The 17,917-nt window shown below is 72.7% G+C and carries 15 protein-coding genes; 7 read left to right on the top strand and 8 right to left on the bottom strand.

The features are described 5' to 3' along the window. Nucleotides 1–38: 38 nt before the first annotated feature. Nucleotides 39–953, bottom strand: a complete 915-nt coding sequence (locus ACGFYU_RS07820; RefSeq protein ID WP_393826377.1) for an NAD-dependent epimerase/dehydratase family protein — start codon at nt 951–953, stop codon at nt 39–41. 174 nt (nt 954–1,127) lie between these two features. On the opposite strand from ACGFYU_RS07820, the gene ACGFYU_RS07825 reads away from it, so the two are divergent. Further along, nucleotides 1,128–3,587, top strand: coding sequence for a Helicase associated domain protein (locus ACGFYU_RS07825; RefSeq protein ID WP_393826378.1), 2,460 nt, complete (start codon nt 1,128–1,130; stop codon nt 3,585–3,587). Here the strand turns inward: ACGFYU_RS07825 and ACGFYU_RS07830 are convergent. Then, complete coding sequence (locus ACGFYU_RS07830) at nt 3,581–4,972, bottom strand: glutamate decarboxylase (protein ID WP_393826379.1); 1,392 nt, start codon at nt 4,970–4,972, stop codon at nt 3,581–3,583. The genes ACGFYU_RS07825 and ACGFYU_RS07830 overlap by 7 nt on opposite strands. Before the next feature lie 256 nt (nt 4,973–5,228). On the opposite strand from ACGFYU_RS07830, the gene ACGFYU_RS07835 reads away from it, so the two are divergent. Together ACGFYU_RS07835 and ACGFYU_RS07840 are read left to right on the top strand one after the other, a co-directional pair. After that, a complete protein-coding gene (locus ACGFYU_RS07835) occupies nt 5,229–5,630 on the top strand; it encodes a tyrosinase cofactor (RefSeq protein WP_393826380.1) in 402 nt (133 codons plus the stop codon). Continuing rightward, nucleotides 5,627–6,472 (top strand): tyrosinase family protein, encoded by an 846-nt coding sequence (locus ACGFYU_RS07840; protein WP_393826381.1) that lies wholly within the window; start codon nt 5,627–5,629, stop codon nt 6,470–6,472. Before ACGFYU_RS07835 ends, ACGFYU_RS07840 begins: the two co-directional genes overlap by 4 nt. Here the strand turns inward: ACGFYU_RS07840 and ACGFYU_RS07845 are convergent. Together ACGFYU_RS07845 and ACGFYU_RS07850 are read right to left on the bottom strand one after the other, a co-directional pair. Next, complete coding sequence (locus tag ACGFYU_RS07845) at nt 6,430–7,131, bottom strand: response regulator (RefSeq protein ID WP_393826382.1); 702 nt, start codon at nt 7,129–7,131, stop codon at nt 6,430–6,432. The two genes, ACGFYU_RS07840 and ACGFYU_RS07845, sit on opposite strands and share 43 nt — an antisense overlap. Beyond that, entirely contained in the window at nt 7,128–8,879 is a 1,752-nt protein-coding gene (locus tag ACGFYU_RS07850) for an ATP-binding protein (protein WP_393826383.1), read from the bottom strand. The genes ACGFYU_RS07845 and ACGFYU_RS07850 overlap by 4 nt, the downstream gene beginning before the upstream one ends. A gap of 31 nt (nt 8,880–8,910) precedes the next feature. On the opposite strand from ACGFYU_RS07850, the gene ACGFYU_RS07855 reads away from it, so the two are divergent. The 3 genes from ACGFYU_RS07855 to ACGFYU_RS07865 all read left to right on the top strand — a co-directional run bounded on the left by ACGFYU_RS07855 (nt 8,911) and on the right by ACGFYU_RS07865 (nt 13,289). After that, entirely contained in the window at nt 8,911–10,341 is a 1,431-nt protein-coding gene (locus ACGFYU_RS07855; RefSeq protein ID WP_393826417.1) for a cation:dicarboxylate symporter family transporter, read from the top strand. 275 nt (nt 10,342–10,616) lie between these two features. Continuing rightward, nucleotides 10,617–12,386, top strand: a complete 1,770-nt coding sequence (locus ACGFYU_RS07860) for a S8 family serine peptidase (RefSeq protein ID WP_393826418.1) — start codon at nt 10,617–10,619, stop codon at nt 12,384–12,386. Nucleotides 12,387–12,479: 93 nt separating this feature from the next. Then, nucleotides 12,480–13,289, top strand: a complete 810-nt coding sequence (locus ACGFYU_RS07865) for a BBE domain-containing protein (RefSeq protein WP_393826384.1) — start codon at nt 12,480–12,482, stop codon at nt 13,287–13,289. Nucleotides 13,290–13,295: 6 nt separating this feature from the next. Here the strand turns inward: ACGFYU_RS07865 and ACGFYU_RS07870 are convergent, their stop codons facing one another. Genes ACGFYU_RS07870 through ACGFYU_RS07885 form a run of 4 tightly spaced genes read right to left on the bottom strand, consistent with a single transcriptional unit; the run spans nt 13,296 to nt 16,903 of the window. Then, complete coding sequence (locus ACGFYU_RS07870) at nt 13,296–13,964, bottom strand: (2Fe-2S)-binding protein (protein ID WP_393826385.1); 669 nt, start codon at nt 13,962–13,964, stop codon at nt 13,296–13,298. Nucleotide 13,965: 1 nt separating this feature from the next. Beyond that, entirely contained in the window at nt 13,966–14,508 is a 543-nt protein-coding gene (locus tag ACGFYU_RS07875) for a hypothetical protein (RefSeq protein ID WP_393826386.1), read from the bottom strand. Nucleotides 14,509–14,534: 26 nt separating this feature from the next. Continuing rightward, nucleotides 14,535–15,590, bottom strand: a complete 1,056-nt coding sequence (locus tag ACGFYU_RS07880) for an SIS domain-containing protein (protein ID WP_393826387.1) — start codon at nt 15,588–15,590, stop codon at nt 14,535–14,537. A gap of 53 nt (nt 15,591–15,643) precedes the next feature. Further along, nucleotides 15,644–16,903, bottom strand: coding sequence for a PTS transporter subunit EIIC (locus ACGFYU_RS07885; RefSeq protein WP_393826388.1), 1,260 nt, complete (start codon nt 16,901–16,903; stop codon nt 15,644–15,646). Between the two features lie 178 nt (nt 16,904–17,081). Here ACGFYU_RS07885 and ACGFYU_RS07890 point away from each other — a divergent pair, with 178 nt between their 5' ends. Continuing rightward, nucleotides 17,082–17,861, top strand: a complete 780-nt coding sequence (locus tag ACGFYU_RS07890; RefSeq protein WP_393826389.1) for a GntR family transcriptional regulator — start codon at nt 17,082–17,084, stop codon at nt 17,859–17,861. Nucleotides 17,862–17,917: the final 56 nt, after the last annotated feature.

Below are 17,917 nucleotides of genomic sequence, written 5' to 3' on the forward strand. Positions count from 1 at the left end.
TGACGACGCCACCGCCGTCCGAGCGGATCGAGGTCGTCTCAGCGTCGGGCGAGGGCGAGGGCGCGCAGCCCGTCGACGCAGTTCGCGTGGCTCGGTGTCCACCCCAGTTCGGCCTTGGCCTTGGCATTGGACACCCGCATGCTCGTCGTGGCGATCCGGTGGGCGTAGGAGAAGGGGCGCATCAGCCAGGCGGGCACGTCCTTCGGCTTCGGGGTGCCGAACACCTCGGCGACCGCCCTGACGTGCGCGCCGAAGCCCATCGGGGTGTCGTCGACGATGTTGTACGCCTGCCCCGGCCGGCCGCCCTCGACGGCGAGGGCGACGGCCCGGCCGGCGTCGGCCAGGTCCACCCACGGCAGGACGCGTCCGTGGTCGACGACCGCCGGCATCTTCCGCTGCCTCAGCATCTCCACGACCGCGTCGGTGCCCCCGGCCCCGTAGAAGAGGCCGAAGCGCAGGGCGACGCCCTCGATGTCCTCGGCGCCCAGCACCAACCGCTCCTTGACCCGCATGGCTTCGAGGTGGCGTTCCACCGCCCGGTCGCCGGCCGGGGCGAAGGGGTCGGCGTCCTCGGTGATGATGTGGTCGCCGAAGTCCCGGTAGCCGTATCCGAAGACCATCGACTCGGCGATGACGCGGCGGGCGCCGACGGCGCGGGCGGCCTCCATCAGGTGTCCGGTCCCGATCAGCCGCAGGTCGTCGGTGGCGAACACGTCCTTGTGCCGCATGGGCGCCTTGCGCAGGGCGGTCACCGCGTGCACGACCGTGTCGGCCTTGAGGCCGTCCACCGCGCGGAGCAGCTGGTCGCGGTTCATCAGGTCGGCCCTCACGTCGGCTCCGGCGCCGCGGCCGAGGCCGATCACGGTGTATCCGGTGCGGGTGAGCGCTTCGGCGATGTGGCGTCCCAGGACTCCGCTCGCCCCTGCCAGCAGTACGTTCTTGGTGTCGGTCATACCCAACCCTTCGCATGTGACCCACGTCATACGATATGGCCTTCGAGCTAGAGGCCGACCGGAGGCTTTCTCGAAGACGGCCGGAGGCGCCTGCCGCCCCGCTCCACGCTTGCGTCAAAAGAGAGGCAGGATAGGAGCTGGAGACAAACGAGCTGATCACCGGGGGTAGCGATCGTGCGTAAAGGGAGGAAGGAACTCCGGCCGCATCAGCGCGAGGCGGTCGACGCCGTGGTGCGGGCGCTGGAACTGCCCGCCGACGGCCGGGTGCCGGAGACCGGGCTGCGCACCCAGGTGATCATGGCCACGGGATCCGGGAAGTCCCTGGTGGCCGTCCACTCGGCCGAGGAGCTGGGCGCCGGGCGGGTGCTGGTGCTGGTGCCCTCCCTGGACCTGCTCGTGCAGACCGCCGCGGCCTGGCGGGAGGGCGGGCGCACCGGCCGGTCCCTCGGCGTCTGCTCGCTGCGCGGGGAGGACGCGGGCGTGCCCACCACCACCTCTCCTGCCGAACTCGCCCGCTGGGCCGACCCGTCGGTGGACCGGGTGACGGTGTTCGCCACGTACGCCTCGCTGGGCCTCGGGACCATCGAGCGAGCGCATCTGACGGGGCTCCCGGGCTGGGACCTGATCGTGGTCGACGAGGCGCACCGGACGTCCGGGCGGATCGGCAAACCCTGGGCGGTGGTGCACGACAACACGCGGATCCCGTCCCTGCGGCGGCTCTACATGACCGCCACGCCCCGGGTCTGGCAGGACGGCGAGGAGCAGGAGAACGAGGCGGGCGAGGAGGCCGGGGAGGGCGGGCGGCCCGGTCCGCGGGGGCGGGGCGAGCTGGTGGCGTCCATGGAGGACGACCCGCGCGGGACCTTCGGGGCGCGCTGCTACACGCTGCCCCTCTCCGAGGCCATCGACCGCGGGATCTGCGCCCCCTACCGGGTGGTGTGCGTGGACGTCACCGATCCGGAGTTCCGGGCGGCCGTGCTGCTGGGCCGGGACGGGCGCTCGGACGAGGTGCGCGGGGCGCGGCTGGCGGCCCTCCAGACGGCGCTGGTGAAGGCCGCCGCCCACGAGGGGTTCCGGCGTACGCTCGTCTTCCACCACCTGACCAAAGAGGCCGAGGCCTTCGCGGCCGGGCTGCCCGCGGTCGCGAAGCGGCTGCGCCTCACCAGCCGCAGCCCCTTCCCGGTGTACCCGCGGACCGTCTGGGCGGACTGGCTGTCCGGGCAGCACTCGGCGGCCCACCGGCGGCGGGTGCTGGGCGCGTTCGCGGACGACCGGATCGCCGAGAAGGCCTTCCTCGGCAGCGTCCGGGTGCTGGGCGAGGGCGTGGACACCAAGGAGTGCGACTCGGTCTACTGGGCCGACGTACGGGGCTCCATGCCCGACCTGGTCCAGGCCGTCGGGCGGGCGCTGCGGATCCGGCCCGGTGAGGGGAAGGTCGCCTCGCTGGTGGTGCCGGTGCTGCTGGAGCCCGGCGAGACTCCGGAGTCGATGCTGACCTCGCGGGCGTACGGGGACCTCGCACGGCTGCTGGAGGCGCTGCGGGCGCACGACTCCCGGCTGGTCGAGGCCCTGGCCCAGCCGCAGGCACCGAGCCGGACGGCGTCCGGGGAGGCCCCGCCGGCCTCCGGTGTGCGCGGCGCGGCGCAGGCGCTGCTGAGCTTCTCCACCCCGCGGGATCCGGCGCTGCTGGCCGCCTTCGTACGGCTGCGCGTGCTGCACCCGGAGCGCGAGCACTGGCGGCGCGGGATCGAGGCCGCCCGGATCTACGCGGCCGGCGCCGGGGACCTCAAGGTGCCGTTCGGTTTCAAGGTGCCGGTGGCCGGCGGGGCGTGGCCGCCGGGGCTGGCGCGGTTCCCGCTCGGTCAGTGGATCGCGGACGCACGGCGCACCTACCGCCGGGGCGCGCTCGGCCGGGAGCGGGTGGCGCGGCTGGAGGAACTCGGCATGGTGTGGAGCCACTTCGACGTGGCCTTCGAGGAGGGGCTGGCGACGGCCGCCGCGTGGGCGGCGGACCACGGCCATCTGCTGCCGCCGGTGGAGGCCACCTGGCACGGCGCGCCGGTGGGGGTGTGGGTGAAGAACCAGCGGGCCGCGGCCCGCCGCGAGGGGCCGGGGGCGCTGTCGTTGGAACGCCGGGAGGCCCTGGAGGCCCTCGACGCGTCCTGGTGTCCGGCGTGGGAGATCTCCTGGCAGCGGGCCTTCCACCTGACCCGGGTCCACCTGGACGGGGGCGGCCGGCTGCCGCTCGCCCCTGGCCAGGTGGTGGTCCAGGGCGAGGACCTGGGCGGCTGGGTCCGCGGTCAGCGGCTGAACTGGGACCGGCTGTCGTGGGCGCAGCGCTGGCTGCTGGAGCACACCCTCGGTGTGACCCCGGCGACGGAGGCGGAACGTCCGCCGCCGCGCCGGAGCCACGCCGAGGCGTGGGCGGACCACCTGGAGGCCGCCGAGCAGTTCCACCTGCGCGAGAAGCATCTGCGGGTGCCCCGTACGCACGTGGAGCTGTACGGCGACCAGGAGTACCGGCTGGGGTCCTGGATCGCCAACCAGCGGGCCCGCGCGGCCTCGCTCACCCCGGAGCGGGTGGCCGCCCTGACCGCCCTCGGGATGCGCTGGTCGGTGAGCCGCGGTCAGTGATGGAAGCCGGACCTCGGTGCGGCGGCCGGTACCGGCGGGGGCGCGGCCGTGAGGTGGTCGACGGCCCGGCGCAGGTCGGGGACGAGCAGGGCGATCTGATCGCGGGTCACGCCGTGCCTGACGAGGACCCGCTGGATGACGGTGTCGTCCCGGTCGGCCGGCAACGGGTACGAGGGCACCTGCCAGCCCCGCATGCGCAGCCGGTCGGAGAGGTCGTAGAGGGTGAAGCCCGATCCCTGCGGGTCGGTGAGGGTGTACGAGACGGCGGGCAGGGCTCCCCGGCCGTCGTAGAGGAGGGTGAAGGGGCCCATCTCGGCGATCTCGCCGGCCAGGTACTGGGCGGTGTCAGCGCAGGCCTGCTGGACGCGGCGGTAGCCGGCCCGGCCCAGCCTCAGGAAGAGGTAGTACTGGGCGACGACCTCGCCGCCGGGGCGGGAGAAGTTGAGGGCGAAGGTCGGCATGTCCCCGCCCAGGTAGTCCACGTTGAAGACGAGGTCCGCGGGCAGCAGGTCGGCGGTGCGCCAGACGATCCAGCCCACGCCGAGGGGGGCGAGCCCGTACTTGTGGCCGGAGGTGTTGACGGAGGCCACGCGCGGCAGCCGGAAGTCCCAGACCACGCCGGGGTGGAGGAAGGGGGCGACGAAGCCGCCGCTGGCGGCGTCCACGTGGATCGGGACGTCCCAGCCCCGCTCCCCCTCGATCCGGTCGAGGGCGGCGGCGATGTCGGCGACGGGCTCGTAGTCGCAGGTGTAGGTGACGCCCAGGATGGCGACGACGCCGATGGTGTTCTCGTCGACGTACGAGGCGAGCTGATGGGGCAGCAGGCCGGTGGCCCCGGGCTCCAGGGGGACCTGGCGCAGCTCGACGTCGAAGTAGCGGGCGAACTTCTCCCAGCAGATCTGGACGGGGCCGCACACCAGGTTGGGGCGGTCGGCGGGGAGGCCCGCGGCCTGCCGGCGGGCGCGCCAGCGCCACTTGAGGGCGAGCCCGCCGAGCATGGCGGCCTCACTGGAGCCGGTGGTGGAGCAGCCGGTGGCGGCGGTGCCGGCGGGGGCGTTCCACAGGTCGGCCAGGATGTTGACGCAGCGGGACTCGATCTCGGCGGTCTGCGGGTACTCGTCCTTGTCGATCATGTTCTTGTCGAGGCAGGCGTTCATCAGGCGGTGGACGCCGTCGTCGGACCAGGTGGTGCAGAAGGTGGCGAGGTTCTGCGCGGCGTTCCCGTCCAACAGGAGTTCGTTGCGGAGGAGTTCGTAGACGACCTCGGTGGGCGAGTGGTCTTCCGGCATCCGGTACTTGGGGAGGATCTGGCCGCTCAGGGCGGACGCGAACACGTCCGTCGCGGTGTCCCGGGCGAGTACGTCCTTCGTCTCATGAAGAGCCATATCGGGACTATAGGTGACAACTGGGATGAATCCGTCCGCGAACTTCCGGCCGTCTCCACGGTGTGACCTCCCCCATAACGACCCGGCGCCGCCGAAGAAATTACTGTCGAGTAGTGTTACTCGCGTAGATCTTCCCGTTCGGGCCACTGGAGCCGGTCCGGACGGGAAGATCATCCAATTGGTTCTACCGGCAACTTATCCGCTCATGTCCGGATACAGGCCAACCAACTCCCCTGCCCTGATAGCTATTCGGGCCATGAACAAGATCACCCGCCGGCAGGCTTTGGGGACCACCGCCGGTGCACTCACCGTCCTTGGTCTCACCGCCGCCGCCACCAGCGCGAGCGCCTCGCCCACCACCGCCGCCACACCTTCGGCCACGGGTCAGGTCGACGAGGTCTACCAGGGCCGACGCATCCAGATCACCCAGGGCGGAGGCGGAGGCCACCACGGCGGCCACCACGGCGGCGCCGCCCTGCCCACCGTACGAATAGACGGCCGCGAGCTGCACGTGATGCGCAACGCCGACGGCAGCTGGATCAGCGTGGTCAACCACTACGAGACCTTCGCCGATCCGCTCTCCCTGGCCCGCGCCGCCGTGCGCGAGCTGCAGGGTGCCGTCCTCGCTCCGTTCTCGCCCATGGGGGGCATGGCATGACCGTCCGCAAGAACCAGGCCGCGCTCACGCCCGAGGAGAAGCGCGCCTTCACCGCGGCCCTGCTGGAGCTCAAGCGCAACGGCAGTTACGACCGCTTCGTGACCACCCACAACGGGTTCATCATGAGCGACACCGACTCCGGCGACCGGGTCGGCCACCGCTCCCCCTCCTTCCTGCCCTGGCACCGGCGCTTCCTGCTGGAGTTCGAGGCGGCGCTGCAGAAAGTGGATCCCGCGGTCTCGCTCCCGTACTGGGACTGGACGACCGACCGCACCGCCCGCTCCTCGCTCTGGGCCGCCGACTTCCTCGGCGGGACCGGGCGGGCCCGCGACGGGCAGGTGCTCGACGGGCCGTTCGCGTACGCGACGGGCAAGTGGAACATAAACGTGCGGGTGGACGGGCGCGCCTACCTGCGCCGGGCCCTCGGCACGGGCGTGGCCGAGCTGCCGACCAAGGCGGAGGTGGACGCGGTCCTCGCCATGCCGGTGTACGACATGGCCCCGTGGAACAGCTCCTCGAACGGCTTCCGCAACAACCTGGAGGGCTGGCGCGGCGCCAACCTGCACAACCGGGTGCACGTGTGGGTCGGCGGCCAGATGGCCACCGGGGTCTCCCCCAACGACCCGGTGTTCTGGATGCACCACGCCTTCGTGGACAAGCTGTGGGCCGAGTGGCAGGCCCGCCACCCGCAGTCCACGTACCTGCCGGCGGCGGGCACCCCGAACGTGGTGGACCTGGGCGACACCATGCGGCCGTGGAACGACGTGACCCCGGCCGACATGCTGGACCACCGCAAGTTCTACACCTTCGACACCGAGCCGGTCGCCGCCAGCCAGCGGTAGTGCAGTTCGGGGCGGCCGACCTGGCCGTACCGGGGGGTGCGGTCCGCGCGGCCGGTGTCCACCAGGTGCTCCAGGTAGCGGCGGGCGGTGATCCGGGAGATCCCGGCCGCCTCGGCCGCCCCGGCCGCGGTCAGCCCGTCGGGCGCCGCCCGCAGCAGGGCGGCGACCCGGTCCAGGGTCGGCGCGCTCAGCCCCTTGGGGAGGGCGGCCGGGCGGGGTGCGCGCAGGGCCGCCATGGCGCGGTCGACGTCGTCCTGGCCGGCCGCCTCGCCCGCCGTCGCGCGGAACTCCGCGTAGCGCAGGAGTCGTTCGCGCAGGGTCGGGAAGGCGAAGGGCTTCAGCACGTACTGGACCACGCCGAGCGAGACGCTCTCGCGGACCACGGCCAGGTCCCGCGCGGAGGTCACCACGATCACGTCGACGGGGTGCCCGGCGGCCCGCAGCCCGCGCGCGAAGCGCAGCCCGTGCCCGTCGGGCAGGGTGAGGTCGAGCAGCAGCAGGTCCACCCGGGTCCGCTCCAGGACCCGGGTGGCCTCGGCGAGGGAGTGCACGGTCCCGACGGCGATGAACCCGGGCACCCGGCCCACGTAGAGCGCGTGCGCGTCGGCGGCGACCGGATCGTCCTCGACGATCAGCACCCGCACCTCCGCGGCGCTCACGGCGCACCGCCCGCGGTTCCGGCCCCGCCCGGCGGCATCCCCGGACGGAGTCCGGGGCGGTCCGCGGCGCGGCTTCCGGGGCGGAGCCCCGGTCCCTCACCCTCGTGGACCCACCCGGCGGGCGCCGTGGGGCCGGAGTCGGGGCGCGCCGCCCCCGGTACGGGAAGCGGCAGGCGCACCGTGAACTCCGCTCCTCCGGCCGGCCCGGCGGTGGCGGCCACCGCGCCGCCGTAGCGGTGTGCCACCTGGCGGACCAGGGCGAGACCGAGGCCGCGGCCCTCGCCCTTGCCGGACCAGCCGCGGCGGAACACGTCCACGCCTTCGGGCAGGCCCGGGCCGTTGTCGGCGACCCGCAGCAGCAGCTCCTCCCCGTCCTCCTCCGGCCGCAGGGTGACCGCGATCCGCGCCCCCGGGACGGTCGCGACCGCGTCGACCGCGTTGTCGATGAGGTTGCCCAGCACGGTGACCAGGTCGCGGGCCGGAGGCAGCCCTCCGCCGTCGGCGAGCCTGCGGCTATCGGGGGTGACGACCAGTTCCACGCCCCGCTCGTGCGCCTGGGCGGCCTTGCCGAGCAGCAGGGCCACCAGCACCGGCTCCCCGACGGCGGTGACCACCTCGTCGGTGAGGGCCTGCGCCAGTTCCAGTTCGGCGGTGGCGAATTCCACGGCCTCGTCCGCGCGGCCGAGTTCGATGAGCGAGACCACGGTGTGCAGCCGGTTCGCCGCCTCGTGGGCCTGGGAGCGCAGCGCCTGGGTGAAACCCCGTTCGTGGTCCAACTCCCCGGTGAGTACCTGGAGTTCGGTGTGGTCGCGCAGGGTGACCACGGTGCCCCGGCGGCCGCCGCCCGCGACGGGCGAGCTGTTGACGACGAGCACCCGGTCCGCGGTCAGGTGCACCTCGTCGACCCGGGGCCGGTCGGCGAGCAGGGCCCCGGTGAGCGGCGCGGGCAGCCCCAGGTCGGCGACGCCCGTGCCGGTCATCCCGTCGCGCAGGCCCAGCAGCTCGCGTCCGGCGTCGTTGATCAGGGTGATCCTGCGCTGTCCGTCGAGCAGCAGCAGCCCCTCGCGCACTCCGTGCAGGGCCGCCTGGTGGTAGTCGTACATCCGGCTGAGCTCGGCCGCGTTCATCCCGTGGGTGTGGCGGCGCAGCCGGGCGTTGACGATGTACGTGCCCGCTCCGCCGAGGGCCAGCGCCCCGGCCGCGACCCAGGCGAGGGCGGAGAGCTGCTCGGCGAGGCGCGCGCTGATCGCGCGGACCGTGATGCCTGCGCTGACCATGCCGACGACCCGGCCGCCGTCCGTCAGCGGGGTGACCACGCGGATCGAGGGGCCGAGGGTGCCGGTGTAGGTCTCGCTGAAGGTCTCGCCGCGCAGCGCGGGGGCCGTGTTGCCCATGAAGGGCTCGCCGATCCGGCGCGGGTCGGGATGGGTCCAGCGCCGCCCGGCCGGGTCCATGATCGTGACGAAGTCCACCCCGGAGTCCACCCGCACCCGCTCCGCGTACGGCTGGAGCCGGACCGTCGGGTCGCTCCCGCGCGCGCCCTCCCGTACGGCCTCCCGGACCGACGGGGAGTCGGCGACGGCTCGGGCCACCGCCCCGGCCTGGCGCCGGGCGGCGTCCTCGGCCTGGCCGCGCGCGGTCGCGTACGCGAATACGGCGCATCCGGCGACGACCACGGCGACCAGCAGCACCTGCATGGCGAAGAGCTGGCCGGCGAGGCTGCGCGGCGGCCGGGGCAAACGGAACATGGCGCTCAGTGTGCACCGGGTCGTGAACTCAATGAACGCAAGGGTGACCGGGGTCACAACGCCGCGCGATGGTCCTCCCGGAACATTTTCACCACCAGGAGGCATCGTGGCCGCCACGCGCGACAGAACGCACTATCTCTACATCGCGGTGATCGCCGCGGTGCTCCTCGGCATCGCCGTCGGCTTCGCCGCACCCGGCGTGGCCGTCGAGCTCAAGCCGCTGGGCACCGGCTTCGTCAACCTCATCAAGATGATGATCTCGCCGGTGATCTTCTGCACGATCGTGCTGGGCATCGGCTCGGTCCGCAAGGCCGCCAAGGTGGGGGCGGTGGGCGGCCTCGCCCTCGGTTACTTCATGGTGATGTCCACGGTGGCGCTCGCCATCGGCCTGCTGGTCGGGAACCTGCTGGAGCCGGGCAGCGGTCTGCACCTGACCGAGGCCGCGCGGCACGCGGGCGAGGCGCAGGCCAAGGCGGGCGGGGCCGAGAGCACGCCGGAGTTCCTGCTGGGGATCATCCCGACCACCCTCGTGTCCGCCTTCACCGGCGGCGAGGTGCTCCAGACCCTGCTGGTGGCGCTGCTGTGCGGGTTCGCCCTCCAGGCCATGGGGACGGCGGGCGAGCCGCTGCTGCGGGGGATCGGGCACGTGCAGAAGCTGGTCTTCCGGGTGCTGGCGATGATCATGTGGGCGGCGCCGGTCGGCGCCTTCGGGGCGATCGCGGCGGTGGTCGGGGCGACCGGTATCGACGCGCTGAAGTCCCTCGCCGTCATCATGATCGGCTTCTACACGACCTGCCTGCTCTTCGTGTTCGTGGTCCTGGGCACCCTCCTCCGGGTGTGTACGGGGGTCAGCGTCTTCTCCCTGCTGCGCTACCTGGGCCGGGAGTTCCTGCTGATCCTGTCCACCTCCTCCTCGGAGTCCGCGCTGCCGCGGCTGATCGCCAAGATGGAGCACCTGGGGGTGTCGCGCCCGGTCACCGGGATCACGGTGCCGACGGGGTACTCCTTCAACCTGGACGGGACCGCGATCTATCTGACGATGTCCTCGCTCTTCGTCGCCGAGGCGATGGGCAAGCCGCTGGCCCTGGGCGAGCAGATCTCCCTGCTGCTGTTCATGATCATCGCCTCGAAGGGCGCGGCCGGGGTGACCGGCGCGGGTCTGGCCACGCTCGCCGGCGGACTCCAGTCCCACCGGCCGGAACTGGTGGACGGGGTCGGCCTGATCGTGGGCATCGACCGGTTCATGAGCGAGGCGCGGGCGCTGACGAACTTCGCGGGGAACGCCGTCGCCACGGTGCTCATCGGGACCTGGACGAAGGAGTTCGACCACGAGCGGGCCGCCGAAGTCCTGGCCGGGCGGCTGCCGTTCGACGAGACCACGCTGATCGACGACGGACACGGCGCGCCGGAGGCCGCCGTACCGGTCCAGTCGGCCGGCGACAAGGACGGCGTACCGGTGTAACCGGGACGCCCGTACGGGCCGGCCGGGCAGGGTTCGCCCCCACGGTGCCCAGCCCGGCCGGCCCCGACTCCTCCCGACTCCTCCCAGGAGGGGCGATTTTCGGCCACGCGCCCGAGAACCTGCGTGCGGTAAAAGGTACTTCCATATCGGGGCACGCTTCTGACATCTTGCGTCCACCACTCGTTTCGTACGGCTCGGTAGGTGCCACCCGCACCACCGGGCCATCGGAGGACGCATTGATACCCCACATATCCAGCCGACCTCGACGCACCCTCGTGCTGGCCGCCACACTCGGCGCCGCACTGGCTTTCGGGGCCCCCGCCGCGCTCGCCGGCACCGCCCCGGTCTCTCCTTCCGGTTCCTCCGCCTCCGCGCCCGCGGCGGCGGCCCCGAAGGCCGCGGCCCCGACTTCCCAGAGTGCGACCTGGGTTGCCGGCACCCGCGCCTACCTCGTGATCCAGGCCCCCGGGGACACCACGGCGGTCCGTAACGCCATCGCCGCCAACGGCGGCACCGTCTTCGCCAACTACGACGCGATCGGCGTGATCGTCGCCCACTCGGCGTCCGGCACCTTCGCCGCCACGATGCGCGGGGTGAGCGGGGTCCAGCAGGTGGGCGCCACCCGCACGTCGGACGTTCCGGCGGACGCCTACAACCCGGCGCTGCCCGCCAACCCGGCGCAGGCCACGACCCCGGCGGGCGAGCCGGTCCGCGCCGACATGAGCCAGATCAAGGCCGACCAGGCCTGGGCGGTCACCACCGGTTCCGCCTCCGTCAAGGTCGGCATCCTGGACACCGGTGTGGACGACCAGCACCAGGACCTGGCGCCGAACTTCAACGCGGCCGACTCCGTGTCCTGCGCCTACGGCAAGCCGGACACCCGCGCCGGCGCCTGGCGGGACGTGGACACCCACGGCACGCACGTGGCCGGTACGGTCGCGGCCGCCAAGAACGGCAAGGGCGTCATCGGCGTGGCCCCGGGCGTGAAGATCTCCTCGGTGCGCATCGCCGAGCCGAACTCGACGCTCTTCTTCGCCGAGAACACCGTCTGCGGGTTCATGTGGGCGGGTGACCACGGCTTCAAGGTCACCAACAACAGCTACTACACGGACCCGTGGCAGTTCAACTGCCCGGACAACGCCGACCAGGCCGCGATCATCGAGGGCGTCAACCGCGCCCAGAAGTACGCGGAGGGCAAGGGTTCGCTCCAGGTCGCCGCCGCGGGCAACGAGGACTACGACCTCGCCCACAAGACGACCGACACGGCGAGCCCGAACGACTCGACCCCGGTGACCCGCACGATCACCAACGCGTGCATGGACATCCCGACCGAGCTCCCGGGCGTGGTCACCGTCGCGGCGAACGGCACCGGCACCACCAAGGCCTCGTTCTCCAACTTCGGCCAGGGCATCATCGACGTCGCGGCCCCGGGCAGCAACGTCTACTCCACCGCTCCGGGCGGCGGTTACAGCAGCAAGAGCGGTACCTCGATGGCCACCCCGCACGTCGCGGGCGTCGCGGCGCTCATCGCCAGCGCCAACCCGGGGATCACGCCGGCGCAGATCCGCGACAAGCTGGCCACCCAGGCCAACGACATCGCCTGCCCGTCGGACAGCCGCTGCACCGGCACCACGGCCAACAACGGCTTCTTCGGCGAGGGCCAGGTCGACGCCCTGAAGGCCGTCGGTTCCACCCCGCCCCCCGGCAAGTACTTCGAGAACCTCGGTGACTTCGCCATCGGCGACAACACCACCGTGGAGAGCCCGATCACCGTCAGCGGTGTGACCGGCAACGCCCCGGCCACCCTCAAGGTGGGCGTGAACATCGTGCACACCTACATCGGTGACCTGAAGGTCGACCTGATCGCCCCGGACGGCACGGTGTACACCGTGCACAACCGTGCCGGCGGCAGCACGGACAACATCAACACCACCTACACCGTGAACGCCTCCTCCGAGGTCGCCAACGGCACCTGGAAGCTCCGGGTGAACGACAACGCCGGCGGCGACACCGGCAAGATCGACTCCTGGAACCTCACCTTCTAGTTCCGCCGAGCCGGCGCCGAAGGCCGTCGGGGAGCAGGGTCACCGCTCCCCGACGGCCTTCGTGCGACCGGCTTGATGTGGGCGAAGGCGCTCTTGGCCTTCCAGGTCGGGAAGGCCCGTACGAGCCACGACGGGCCGTGGAGCCGGATGCGGTCCTCCCGGGTGGCTTCGGCCCAGCTCAGCTGGCCGGCGTGCCCCCGGGACTTCGTCTCCGAAGCGCCCAACGAGCTGGGCACCGTCATCAGGCTGGGCACCGTACCCCCGCTGCCGGTCGTCCCCGAGGAGCTGCACTGGCGGCCGGCCGTCGCCGTGGCCTGCTGCTATGCCGGCCCGGTCGAAGAGGGCGAGCGGGCCCTGCGGCCCCTGCGCCGGCTCGGGACTCCCCTCGTCGACCTGCTCGGGCCCACGCCCTACGCCGCCTTCCAGGGCGGTCTCGACGACACCGCCCCCCACGGGTGGCACTACTACTGGAAAGCCGGCAGCCTCACCGGGCTGTCCGACGCCGCCATCTCCGTCATCGCCGATCACGCCTACCGCGCCGGCTCGCCCCGGTCGTACTCGGCGGTGTTCCACATGGGCGGCGCCGTCGCCCGGGTCCCCCGCGGCGCCACCGCCTTCGCCGGTCGCGACGCGGCCTTCAACATCGTCATCGACGGCGTGTGGCTGCCCGGCGAGGCCGGCGAGCGAGCCGCGGCCGAGACCGCCTGGACGCGGCAATTCCTCCGGGCCCTGGGGCCTCACCGCGGTGACGGCGTCTACGTCAACTTCCTCGACCGCGACGACGACACGGCCCGTGTCCGCGAGGCCTACGGCGACGACACCTACCGGCGGCTGGCCGAGATCAAGGCCAAGTACGACCCCGACAACGCCTTCCACCACAACAAGAACATCCGCCCTGCCTGAGTCCGGCTACCTGGTCCGCAGCACGCAGTCCCCGCAGAGCCCGCCGCCGGGCACCTTGTAGTAGAGGCAGCAGCTGCGCCGTACGAAGGCCATGCCGAGCCCCTCCTCGTGGATGAAGGTCCCGGTGCCTCCGAGCGCCGCGCCGTCGGCGAGCAGATCGGCCGCCAACGCGACGGCCGCGCCGCCCGGAACACGGTCCATCAGCACCCGCAGCGCTCCCACCAGCCCCGAAGCGGCATTGCCCCGCAGTACCTTCGGGGAGACCCCGAACCGCTCCCGCAGGCCCGCGTCGAGCACGGCCAGGTTCCCGAGGACCGTGTCCCCGAGGGCCTCGGCCGGCAGCTCCCCCGGCTCGGGCAGCCACAGCTCCAGCGATCCCGCCCCGGGCAGCCGCCACCACACCCGGTCGGGGGCCAGGTCCGGCACCCGTCCGGCGAGGGCGGCGCAGCCCAGCCCGAGCGACCAGAGCCGGGAGGCGATCCCGAGTTGCGCGGTGGAGGCGGCGACCCGGCCGGGTCCGCTGCCGATGCGCCGCCCCACCTCGGCCACGTACGGCCCGAGTCGCTCCCCGTACAGCGCGCTGAGGGGCCGGAATCCGGGCCCGGGCGGCTCCTTGCCGTACGGGACGGTGAAGAAGGGGCCCACGGAGGCCAGTTGCCGCAGTACGTCGTCCACGTCAGGCACCGTACCCGTCGTCGGGCAGGCCGCGGTCGGGCTCCGGGCACGGCCCGTGCCCCGTGCCGGAGGTGCCCGCCTGGTAGAGCGGCCAGTCCGGTACCGAGCGGCCCTCGTCGCGGTGGCGGTCCCAGAAGGTGAAGGTGACGGCCGTGTGCGGGGCGGGCTCCGTGGAGAGGGTCCGCTGGTGGGGCAGGTTCTCGGACCACTGCGTGCGCCAGACGACCCCGGCCTCGGCGAACGCGGCGGTGAGCCGCGACTCGGTGACCGGAAGCGCCGCGACGCGGGACTCGCGGGCGCCGGGCAGCTCCAGCTCCTCGTGCCAGGCCGGTACGTACAGGGCGCTGAGCAGCCTGCAGCGGCAGAACACCGGTTGCAGGCTGGCGTAGCCGAACCAGTGCGGCCACCGGCGCTTGGCGCTGACCCGCCCGCTCCACTCGGGCTCCCCGTACGCGGCCACCACCTCGCGCAGGTGCACGCCCACGTGGAAGGCTCCGAAACGCCCGGTGGCGGCGAAGCGGGTCAGTTCCTCAACCAGGTCCATGCCCGAGATGATCTCAGGCGGCCCGGTCAGCTCGCCGGGGAGTAGGCGGCGACCTCGAAGTCGGACAGGTCGAGCCCGCCTTCCTTGGTGTCGTCGTTGGCGAAGACGAAGGACTCGATGGGCACGCCCCGCTCCTCGCTCAGCCGGGCCACCAGCTCCTGGAGGACCACGGTCTCCAGGACGACCCGGACGGCGTCGGCGACCCGCGGCAGGCGGACGGTGAACAGGTTCTCCGCGAGGTCCACGTCGGCGGTGGTGACCAGCAGCGTGAGGTGGCCCGCCGCGGCCAGGGAGCGGGCCAGTTCGATCTCGCGGCCGTCGCCGTACACGAGGTGCAGGGTGTTGCCCGCCGACTCCATCTCGCCGTGAAGGTAGTTGCGGGTCGCCGAGGCGGCCGCGGTCATCCGGACCACCTCGCGCAGCAGCAGCGCGCCCTCCTCGGCCGAGGCGCGGGAGGCCCCGGCCGCCACCCCGTCGGAGGCGATGCAGCGGGCGCCGCGCTCCCGCAGTCCCGCCACGACCTCGGTGGCCTGGCGGTGGACCGCGGTGGTCTGCTCGGCGATGTCGCCCCAGGGGTCGCTCTCCCTCCCGGCCAGGGCTCCCGCGATCAGGTCGAGGGCGACGACGGTACCGGTGTAGCCGATGGTGGAGGCGTACGAGTCGGGCTCGTTGCCCAGGTCCACGGTCAGGTCGGCGAGGTCGCCCAGCGGCGAGGGCACGACGTTGAGCAGTGCGGCCCTGGTGACGCCGGGTGCGGCGCACTGGAAGGCGGCCAGGGTCTCGGAGCTGCGCCCGCCCTGGGAGACGGCGATGAGGCAGTCGGTGTCGAAGCTGGCGGTGCCGGTCTCGATCTCGCTGGACAGCACGCGCTGGGTGACGATGCCGGCCTCGCGCAGCTGCTGCACGGGGACGGCGAGGGCGGCGAAGGAGGCTCCGATGCCGGTGAACAGCGGGCGGCGAGCGGTGCGCAGCCCGGCCAGTTCCGGCGAGTCGAGCTGCTCGCGGACGCGGGTGGCGATCCGGGCGAGGGCGGCGCCCTGGGCGGCCTGGCCCTGGAGGAAGGTGATGCGGGATGCGGACATGGTGGCTCCTGGCGGTGGGGCGGTGAAGAGGTGGGGGCGGCGCTCAGGCGGGGTCAGGCCGCGCTGTCGGCCTTGGCGGGCTCGGCGGACCGGGCGGCCCCGGACTCGGGATCCCGTTCGCGTCCCGGCGTCGGCAGGTCGAACTTGACGATGGCGAAGCGGAAGATCACGTAGTACAGGGCGGCGAAGCCCAGGCCTATCGGGATGAGCAGCAGCGGCTTGGTGGCGATGCCGAAGTTGACGACGTAGTCGATCGCGCCGGAGGAGAAGCCGAATCCGTCGCGGATGCCGAGCGCGTAGCACAGGGCCATGGAGACGCCGAACAGGGCGGCGTGGATGGCGTAGAGCACCGGCGCCACGAACATGAAGGCGAACTCGATGGGCTCGGTGACGCCCGTGACGAACGAGGTGAGGGCGACGGAGATCATCATGCCCTTGACCATGGTGCGGTTCTCGGGCCGGGCGGTGTGCGCGATGGCCATGGCGGCGGCCGGGAGCGCGAACATGTAGATCGGGAAGCCGCCGGTCATGAACTGGCCGGCCGTCGGGTCGCCGGCGAGGAAGCGGTGGATGTCCCCGTGGACCTCGGCGCCGGTGGCCGGGTTGACGAAGGTGCCCGCCTCGAACCAGGGGAAGAACGAGAAGAAGTGGTGCATCCCGATCGGGATGAGGGCGCGGACGACCAGGCCGAAGATGCCGGCTCCCCAGGCGCCGGTGCCGACCAGCCACTCGCCGAAGTGGAAGAACCAGGAGCCGACGGTCGGCCAGACCACTCCGAATACCACTCCCGCGCCGACGCCCGCGAAGGCACTGAGGATGGGCACGAGCCGGCGGCCTCCGAAGAAGCCCAGCCAGTCGGGCAGCTTGGTCCGGCTGAAGCGCTGGTAGAGGAGGGCCGCGATGAGGCCCATCACGATGCCGCCGAGGACCTTGGCGTCGAGCGGGTCCCCGTCGACTCCCTTGGGGAAGGCGGGGCTGGCGAGTACGGCCTTGAACACCAGGTAGCCGACGGCCGCCGACAGGGCGGTGGATCCGTCGGCCTTCTTCGCGAAGCCGATGGCCACGCCGATCGCGAAGAGCAGGGGCAGGTTGGCGAAAACGGCTTCGCCGGCGGCGTTCAGGATCATGGCGAGCTTCTGGACGACCACCGGGAAGCTCTCGCGGGCCAGCAGGTCGTCGCCGCCCAGCCGCTTGAGCAGGGCGGCCGCCGGGAGCACGGCAACGGGCAGCATCAGGCTGCGGCCGATGCGCTGCATGACCGGCATGATGCGGCCCGGCTTCTTTCCGGTGGCCGGGACTGTGGCCGTACTCATCGCGGGTACTCCTCGTCGGGTGGGGGGTGGGGATGACCCCGAAGGTACTTAGAGGTTCCCTACTGGTCAACAGTGGTTCTATGTGGTCTGGCCGCTTCGACCCCAAGTAGTGCCCAAGGTCCCCTGCCTGCAGGCCCTCCGGCCTGGACCAAGTGGTAGTGGGTGGTATCGTCGGATCATGACCGACGACGCCACCAGCACCACCGCCGCCACCACGGCGGCGGCCACCCGCGGCGGTGCCGATCCGCTCTGGTCGCAGGCCGCCGACCGGATCCGCGAGGAGATCGCCCGCCGCGGCCTCGGCGAGGGCGCCAAGCTGCCGCCCGAGCGCGAGCTGTGCGCCCGCCTCGACATCTCCCGCGTGACCCTGCGCCGGGCGCTGGGACACCTGGTCGACCAGGGCCTGGTCACCGCCTCCCACGGCCGCGGCTGGTTCGTGGCCGCGAGCAGCCCGCCGGCTCCCGCCCGGGACTGGCCCAAGGACCTGGAGTCCTTCACCGCCACCGCCCGGCGCAAGCACATGCGGCCCAGCTCGGTCGTCCTGCGCCACGACACCGTCACCGCGTCCCTCGACGACGCGGACCGCCTCGGCGTGCCCGCCGGGACCCCGCTGCTGCGCCTGGAGCGGGTCCGGCTGCTCAACGACGTGCGGATCGCCCTCGACCGCACCCTGGTCGTCGCCGAACTCGCGCCCGACCTGGCCCGCACCGACTTCCGCGAGGCGTCCCTCTTCGCGGAACTGCGCCGCTGGGGCGTCGAGCCGGAACGCGCCGAGGCCACCATCGAGGCCCGCGGCGCGGACGAGGAGCTCGCCGGGCACCTGGGCATCGAGCCGGGATCACCCGTACTGGTCCTCGACCAGACCGTGTTCACGCGCGACCAGCGGCCGCTGCTGCTGTCGCGGGTGGAGTACAGCGGCGAGCGCTACCGGCTGCGCACCACCCTCCAGACAGACTGACACGGCGCGGCACGCCGCCCGGGCGCCATTGGGCACCGGGGCGCACGACGAACGTC

This window comes from Streptomyces sp. NPDC048337, from assembly GCF_043201175.1.
Taxonomy (GTDB): Bacteria; Actinomycetota; Actinomycetes; order Streptomycetales; family Streptomycetaceae; genus Streptomyces.